The 6895-nt window shown below is 58.9% G+C and carries 9 protein-coding genes; 3 read left to right on the top strand and 6 right to left on the bottom strand.

What is annotated here, in order from left to right; all coding sequences use genetic code 11:
- On the top strand, nucleotides 1–349 hold a 349-nt coding region (locus tag JOZ76_RS07080), incomplete at its 5' end, for a hypothetical protein (RefSeq protein ID WP_291697909.1).
- 620 nt (nucleotides 350–969) lie between these two features.
- Here JOZ76_RS07080 and JOZ76_RS07075 read toward each other — a convergent pair.
- The 6 genes from JOZ76_RS07075 to JOZ76_RS07050 all read right to left on the bottom strand — a co-directional run bounded on the left by JOZ76_RS07075 (nucleotide 970) and on the right by JOZ76_RS07050 (nucleotide 4896).
- Nucleotides 970–1566 carry a YqaA family protein gene (locus tag JOZ76_RS07075; RefSeq protein ID WP_291697908.1) on the bottom strand — a complete coding sequence of 199 codons (597 nt, stop codon included), beginning with the start codon at nucleotides 1564–1566 and terminating at the stop codon, nucleotides 970–972.
- Between the two features lie 487 nt (nucleotides 1567–2053).
- On the bottom strand, nucleotides 2054–2269 hold the full coding sequence (locus JOZ76_RS07070) for a TolC family protein (RefSeq protein WP_366938546.1): 216 nt from the start codon (nucleotides 2267–2269) through the stop codon (nucleotides 2054–2056).
- Nucleotides 2270–2295: 26 nt separating this feature from the next.
- On the bottom strand, nucleotides 2296–2991 hold the full coding sequence (locus JOZ76_RS07065; RefSeq protein WP_291697907.1) for a TolC family protein: 696 nt from the start codon (nucleotides 2989–2991) through the stop codon (nucleotides 2296–2298).
- Between the two features lie 492 nt (nucleotides 2992–3483).
- Nucleotides 3484–3624: a hypothetical protein gene (locus JOZ76_RS07060; protein WP_291697906.1), complete on the bottom strand. Its 141-nt coding sequence runs from the start codon at nucleotides 3622–3624 to the stop codon at nucleotides 3484–3486.
- Between the two features lie 412 nt (nucleotides 3625–4036).
- On the bottom strand, nucleotides 4037–4390 hold the full coding sequence (locus JOZ76_RS07055) for a hypothetical protein (protein WP_291697905.1): 354 nt from the start codon (nucleotides 4388–4390) through the stop codon (nucleotides 4037–4039).
- Nucleotides 4391–4713: 323 nt separating this feature from the next.
- Entirely contained in the window at nucleotides 4714–4896 is a 183-nt protein-coding gene (locus tag JOZ76_RS07050; protein ID WP_291697904.1) for a hypothetical protein, read from the bottom strand.
- A gap of 416 nt (nucleotides 4897–5312) precedes the next feature.
- On the opposite strand from JOZ76_RS07050, the gene JOZ76_RS07045 reads away from it, so the two are divergent.
- Both JOZ76_RS07045 and JOZ76_RS07040 read left to right on the top strand, forming a co-directional pair.
- Nucleotides 5313–6527, top strand: a complete 1215-nt coding sequence (locus JOZ76_RS07045) for an efflux RND transporter periplasmic adaptor subunit (RefSeq protein WP_291697903.1) — start codon at nucleotides 5313–5315, stop codon at nucleotides 6525–6527.
- 47 nt (nucleotides 6528–6574) lie between these two features.
- The coding region (locus JOZ76_RS07040) for an efflux RND transporter permease subunit (protein ID WP_291697902.1) at nucleotides 6575–6895 on the top strand (321 nt) is incomplete at its 3' end.

The following is a 6895-nucleotide window of genomic DNA, read 5'->3' as shown; positions in this document are numbered from 1 at the left end:
CGTCGAAACCGTCCGTGGCGGCGCGACGCCCCACAAGGTGCTGATGGTCAGCCTCGCCTTCACCAGCATCGCCTTCACCGCGGGCCTGGTTGGCTGGCTCCTGCGCGGCGGTTCGCTGGTCGCGGCGCTGTTGTCCTCGATCCCGCTTTGGCGCGGCTTCGATCCGCTGGTCATCGTGACCCAGTCGCGCCGCAGCGAGGGCCGCGGTGCCTCCGAGGTCGACACCCTGTTCGATCGCGCTCGCGCGGCGGCCGCGCAGGGGCGGAATCGAAAACGTGGATACGACCGACAGATATTCCTGGTACGCCTCGGTTCTCTTTACGTTCTGAGAGCGCGCCAAGCGGCCTGACGACGGTTAGGACACACCAAGGGAATGCGCCGCCAACCCTCTCCGCTGCCATCGCAACCCTCCAAAGGGTCGGCGATTGACGGCGGCGCCAAGGAGATGGCTTAGCCGGACCCCAAGATCGATCGTGCCGAACTTGACTCGCACAACTTTTCGGCCGCGAATAGCGGGCAACGTCGCATCCGAGACCCTATCTCGGAGATCGGCGCATACCACCTTCAAGAGCAGCTCTGGCGCGATTGCTTCGAAAACCGCCGCTTGTGCGTTAACGGCGAGATCGATTACGATCAATTTAGAATTTGGGCACGGCAATTGTTAGGATCTTTACAATTTCAGGGTATCGGGAGGTTGTGCGGAGCGTCAGTCCGCGCCTCGCTTCCTATAGCCCCGGCGTGTTCTCAGCACGACGGGGCTGTTTTTTTGTCACTCGCACGGTGAAAGGATCCGCGTGGGTCCAAGCGCGGGTCACTACTTTGCGACCTGTACGATTGCATTTTGAGTATTTGGGGTGCCAGAGCGATCACGACTTTCGCGTCGGCGATACGTGTCTCCGCAAGGAGTTCGTCGCTTTCGGTCCTCACAATCGTCTCGCAAAGACCTAATATGGTCGTTGCGGCAATTGATCACCGCGTAGCGTAGGCGATGCCAAGGCTGATCGCTCCGATAATTCCGAAGCCGAGAAGCCAACGCTCATATTTTGCAACCAGTTGCAAAAATTGCTGACCCCAGGACGCCACGAGCAACGCGAGGATGGCAAAGTGGAGGGCGCGTCCGATTACGGTCGCAGCCGTGAAGGTCAAGAGATTCATCGAGGCGACGCCGGCGGCAATGGCGATGAATTTGAAGGGTATCGGCGTGAAGCTCTTGGCTATGATGATCCACAATCCCCAGTCTTCGACGAGTCTCTGGTAGCGCTGAATATTGTCGGCCTGCCCATACATTTTGACCAGGGTCTCTCCCAGGCTGGCCCAGGCGATATGGCCAATGCCGTAGCCGACCAGAGCTCCGATGGATGAGGCGACCACGCAGGTTGCGGTCAGCGAGAAGGTCCGGTCTGGCCGGAGGAGCAACATTGGGATGAGGAGCAGGTCTGGCACAACTGGAAGAACAGAGCTGTCTGCAAAAGCGATGCTCGCAAGCACCACTACGCCGGATCTGCTGTCTGAGAACGCCTCGGCGCGGCGCAGCCACACCTCGCGATTGTTGGAAAAAAGCAGCATTGTTGGTCCGTGAGCGGCCCGGAGTAGCCCACCCAACGGTAGCACGAGAGTCGGTTCAGCCGGATCAGTATTTCGCGACTGTTGCAGCGCAGGTAGCTCAATATTGGATGATCACAGGCGCTTTGCGATGACCTTGAGTTCTCCGGCGGGAGCGGGCCTGCTGCGCCTTGCTGTCGCTGTAGAGAGCGGAGCGGGTTGGTCGACGCCGAACCAAAGACCGACACTACCGGCCACCAGGAGCGCGCTACGCTCGTGATGTTCGCTTCATCTTGCTTGTTCCCCGTGATGCTTTCCGCGATGTTTTAGGATTTGGTCGTGTCCTTGGATCCTTCTGTTTCGTCGAACACGCAAGCGCGCCAGTCGCTCGTCGGACAATTGGTCGGCCAGGCGCCGCCAGCGCCCTAAAGAGTGCCGCAAACGTCCGAAAGACGCGTCGCTTCCGCCTGCACCCGCGCAATCACCGTGTTGAAATAAGCCTGCTGGGCCGTCAGGAGCACCGCTTGATTAGATCGAGACTCTTGTTGGCCGCCAGTTCCGACTTGATCGCCGCCTGGAGAGCCGGAGTGTCCTGCTGAAGGCCTCGCAGGGCGTCGGCGACGTTCTGCGATGCCGTGATCACGGCCTGACGATAAAGCGCATCGGCCTGATCGAGCGCCGCCTCGGCAGCCTTCTGCTTGTGATAGAGCGTAAAACCATCGAAGATCGGCTGGGCCGCACTCGCAGCGACCGTTAGAAATACGTCCCCGGAGTGAAAATTTCGGCGACCGAGAATGCGGCAGAGCCGGGATTCGCCGTGATCGTCAAATTCGGGAGCCGCACCGCGATAGCCACGCCAATTTGCGCGCTTGCCCAATGCATGAAGGCCTCGGCGGCCCTGACATCTGGACGCTTCCGCACCAGCGTGCTCGGCAGGCTCACCGGCAAGTCGAACGTCTGCAAGACCGCGTCGGCGGAGAATTGGCCGGCAAGTGCCGTCAAAAGGTCGCGCTGCACTGCGAACTGTTTCTTGAGAGGCGGCAGGGTCCGCTCGATCTGGGTTAGAGCCGTTTCCTGCGCCAGTACGTCGGTCTCCGCGACATAGCCAGCACTGAGTTGTTTCCTCAGCAAGTCGAGTATCTCTCGCCCGGCCTTTATGACACGCTCCGTTCCGTCAATTTGCCCGCGAAGCGAGCCATCTTGGATCGCGGCCGTGACGACGTTGGCCGTGAGGGCCAGATGAGCAGCCTCAAGCTGGAACTGCGCCTGCTCCGTCAGGGCGTCCAGGCTTTCGACAGCACGGATGTTGGCGCCCCAAACGTCCGGGACAAAGCTGATGTTGAGCTGTGCCGTGTGCAGGGTCATCTGGGTCTGGGTCGCGGAACCGGACGTCGTATTGTTCGATTGCAGCTGCTGTGACGGCGTGTAGTTGGCGCTCGATTGAGGCAAGAAGAACCCTCGCTGCGCGAGTGCATTGTAGTTCCCACCCGGATCGCAGCTTCGGCCGACTGAAGTGTCGGGTTGCGGTCAATCGACAGCCTGATCAGGTCGTTGAGCGGTTTGGAGCGAAACGCCGTCCACCAGCGGGTCGGAATGTCGCCTCCCTTCGATGAACCTTTGCCCAGCGACCTTCGGTTCCGGGTTGGGATGCGGCGATGTGAGCGGCTTCGCGGTGTAGCGCGTCACATCCGGCGATGATGGCGACGCGAAATTCGGCCCGACAGCGCAGCCTGAGAGCAGCAGCGCCGCGCAGGATGCCGCCCGCGCCAGACGATAGATTGCCGTCCGAACCCCATCACGTACGAAACGGCGGAAGCGCACGTTGTGGTCTCGGCGCCGCCGCGGCGATTGCAAGCGTGCTGACTCGTCACGTTCGAAGCTCAGCGCCGCTGAGTCGGGCGAACTCTAAGCAAGACACTCAGCAGGATTGCCCAATTATTGCTAGTGCTTGGAAGAGTCGCTAAAATAGCGAATGTAGGAGTCTCTGGTCACGAGCAGTCCCACTTTGCGGGCAGCCTTCGCAAATCGTTTGAACTCCTTCTTCTCCGCCTTTTTCAGCTTCAGTTTTTGCCTCTTGGCCACCTTTCCCATTCGGTCCCCCAGCGCCCGACATTACAATTTTTCAAGCGTGACCCGTATTCGCGGCGCGTGGAGCGTTTGTGAGACAGCACGATCACTTAGTGCACGACGCGGGAAATTTCGCTCCCGTAGACTGTGACTGCATCCTGGTTTTGATCAACCCGAGCGCCGGGACATTTTGTGTGGTTAACGCTCGCCCGGTCAAGAGGTCATCGCTTTCGGTTCTCGTTGTCGCCTTGCAGAGTGACGCTGCGTCCGCATGGGCGGAGGTCGCGGAACGGGCACACCCAGGATTGGAGTCTTGGCGGGTGGTTGGTCCGCTCCTCTGCGGGGTCCGGCCAGACCGGAAGAGGTTGACCATGCAACCTTGCCCCGCTTGCGTCCAGAAAGCGCAGCAACCGAGGATACGAGATCGCTAAGGAGAACATTTCAGATATACGACGTAGTCTGGCTTGCCGGTTGTCAGTCCGAAAATCTCGGTCTTGAACTTGGTTTCGCCTACGATCTGGATTTTCGGGCAAAACGGTCTGGCAACTCGTCCCGCTAACAAAATGCGATCCCGGCGCACCTCGGGATTGTATCGATAGTCGTACGTATTCTGAACATGAACGACATAATCGTAAGGCCGGCCTGGAGGCGCCGCTTCGATTGTGGAGGTGTTCTGTGGCTGAGCGCTCGCGGAGCATGGCAGCGCGATATACGCGGCAATCAATAGCTTTCTCGCCCGATCAAAGCCATTGGCCGCCTCAACAATTTTCCAGACTGGCATCGCGTCCGACCTTCGCTCAACTCGACGACAATCCAATATCGAGCTAAACAGAGCGGAGCCGCACATCTTCGTGCCTATGGTAACATCGCCGCCGAGGACGACTAATGATCAGGATCGCTTGCATATTCTTTGCAGTCAGCAGTGTATCCATGGCGCTGAGCGTCGCGCAAGCGGCGGTTAGCGGCACGAAGAAGAGCCAAAGCTATATTGGCGGGCCCGCCGCTCAAACGAACCCAGTCGTGCCGCCCCGGCGTGGAGAAGTAGTAAAGATGGGCCCGTCCGGATCGAAGCCGTCGAATCGATAACTGGTCCGGATAAGCCGGTTACTTGGATGCCTTCTCGATGACCTGAGCGATCGCAGAAACCAGCGCGGCAAGTCCTGCCACAGCAGCCACCCGTGACTGTGTGTCCAATTCGGCCACGAAACTTTTGCCGCCATATTGAGCGGCGATGCCAAGTCTGAAGGCGACCCGCAGCGCCAGTCCGCTTGCAAGGAATGCCGACACGAACGCTGTCCAGCCAGCAAGTGTTCTATTCATTCAATCCCCGCAAACAGCGTAGGGTCGCTACTGCAACTCCATCCAAACGACTTTGGACGTGTCGTTGAACTCGGCAGGGATGTTTACTCTCCCTGCTCAAACCGCCTACAGAGATTTTCTGGATCGTTCTCCTTCTCAGCGCAAGCTGGGCTTCGGTGGATTTGTAAGCTCTGCGTAAGGGTGGAGCTTCGTAAGCTTAGTGTAAGGTTCGCCAAGTATTGCCGATACGATAAAGATGCGCTTGCCCGCAGTCGAAGAGCCAATTATGGAACCTTGCTGCTGATTGTCTCGATTTGGTATCCGAGCGCACTCGCCTCGCATGTGTTCGTCTCGAGTTTTCAGCTTGCAATCAGATCACGGTAGGGCTCGTCGGGGCAGTCTGAATGAACTACGTACGAACGAGTGGTGTTCTCGGGATCGTCGCGGTGGCCGCTGTCGTAGCGGCCCTATTCTGGACGAAGCTGATTCCTGCTCCGGGACTTTCAGAAACAACAAGCCACAATCAAGCATCATCTACTGGATCAGCGCAGTTGACTGAGAGTGAGATCCAGTCTGTTGATTTGTCCGAGAAACAAGCCGCTTCAATCAAGATCGGACCGGTAGACACACGCGACTTTGCGATCCTCAAGACTGCGATTGGCACTATCGACTTCAACGAGAACATGCTGGTCCAGGTGTTCTCCCAGTACCCGGGAAAAATCCTGAAGGCCATTTACAATGTGGGTGACGACATCCATAGGGGCGATGTCCTGTTCTCCATCGACAGCCCGGATCTCCTGCAGGCAGAATCTACCCTCCTTGCGGCTGCCGGTGTGCTCGAGCTCCAAAAGAAGGTCCTGGCGCGCGCAACCGGCCTGTTGAAGGCAGGCGGCAGCGCACAGAAGGATGTCGATCAGGCAAGCTCTGATGAGCAGACCGCGGAGGGCAACTTCAAATCAGCCAAGAACGCAGTACGCATCTTCGGCAAGTCGGATGCCGAGGTCGAGCAGATCCTGACGGATCGGAGAATCGATTCGACCCTGGTCGTCCCCAGTCCCATCGATGGCAGGGTCGTCACCCGCAACGCTGCACCCGGTTTTTTGACCCAGCCGGGCACGGCGCCCGCACCGTTCTCGATCGCCGACATCTCGACGATGTGGATGATCGCGAATGTCATAGAAACCGATGCGCCGGCCTACAAAGTCGGTCAGCCGGTCGAGGTGAGGGTGCCAGCCTATCCGGAGAAGGTTTTCAAAGGACATGTGACGACAATCGGCTCGATCATTGATCCCAACACCCATCGGCAACTGGTTCGCTCGGAGGTCGACGATCCCGAACACCTGTTGCGCTCGGGAATGTATGCCAGCTTCGTCATTCATGTCGGAGACCCCGCGCGTTCGCTCGCGGCGCCGGCCGACAGTGTGGTGAGGGAGGGGGACGGCACGATGACGGTCTGGGTCACCAACGACAGCCGGCATTTCACCAAGCGCACGGTCGAGATCGGGATTCGTCAGGACGGCTGGGTTCAGATCCTGAATGGCCTTCAGCCCGGAGAGACCGTCGTTACCGAGGGCGCGGTTTACCTGAGCAACAAGCTGCTGTTCGGCGAAGCAGGCTGAATGCGATCGGCGCATAGGACCAACCAACTGAGGCAGCGCGGGGTTACGTGATAAAGTCAATACTCGAGTTCGGACTGACGCGCAGCGCGATCATTGTTCTCGGGCTGATGGTGTTCTGCGCCGCGGGGCTGGTCGCATTTACTCGGCTGAACGTCGAGGCCTATCCCAATCCCGCTCCTGTCATTCTCGAAATCACCGCGCAGGCCCCGGGCCTCTCCGCGGAGGAGATGGAAAAGTATTACACCATCCCCATGGAGGTCGGGCTCTACCCGACGCCCGGCGTGGTCAATATCCGCTCGACCTCGTTCTATGGCTTGTCCTTTGTCCGCGTCACCTTCAAATACGGGATCGACTATTACTTTGCCCTG

The organism is Bradyrhizobium sp. (assembly GCF_019244115.1).
Classification (GTDB): domain Bacteria; phylum Pseudomonadota; class Alphaproteobacteria; order Rhizobiales; family Xanthobacteraceae; genus Bradyrhizobium.
This window is presented reverse-complemented; position numbering and strand designations above follow the sequence as displayed.

Excerpts from the sequence above, each read along its gene's own strand:
- JOZ76_RS07055 (WP_291697905.1), bottom strand. The coding sequence starts at position 4,390 with ATGCCAGTCTGGAAAATTGTTGAGGCGGCCAATGGCTTTGATCGGGCG.
- JOZ76_RS07075 (WP_291697908.1), bottom strand. The coding sequence starts at position 1,566 with ATGCTGCTTTTTTCCAACAATCGCGAGGTGTGGCTGCGCCGCGCCGAG.
- JOZ76_RS07045 (WP_291697903.1), top strand. The coding sequence starts at position 5,313 with ATGAACTACGTACGAACGAGTGGTGTTCTCGGGATCGTCGCGGTGGCC.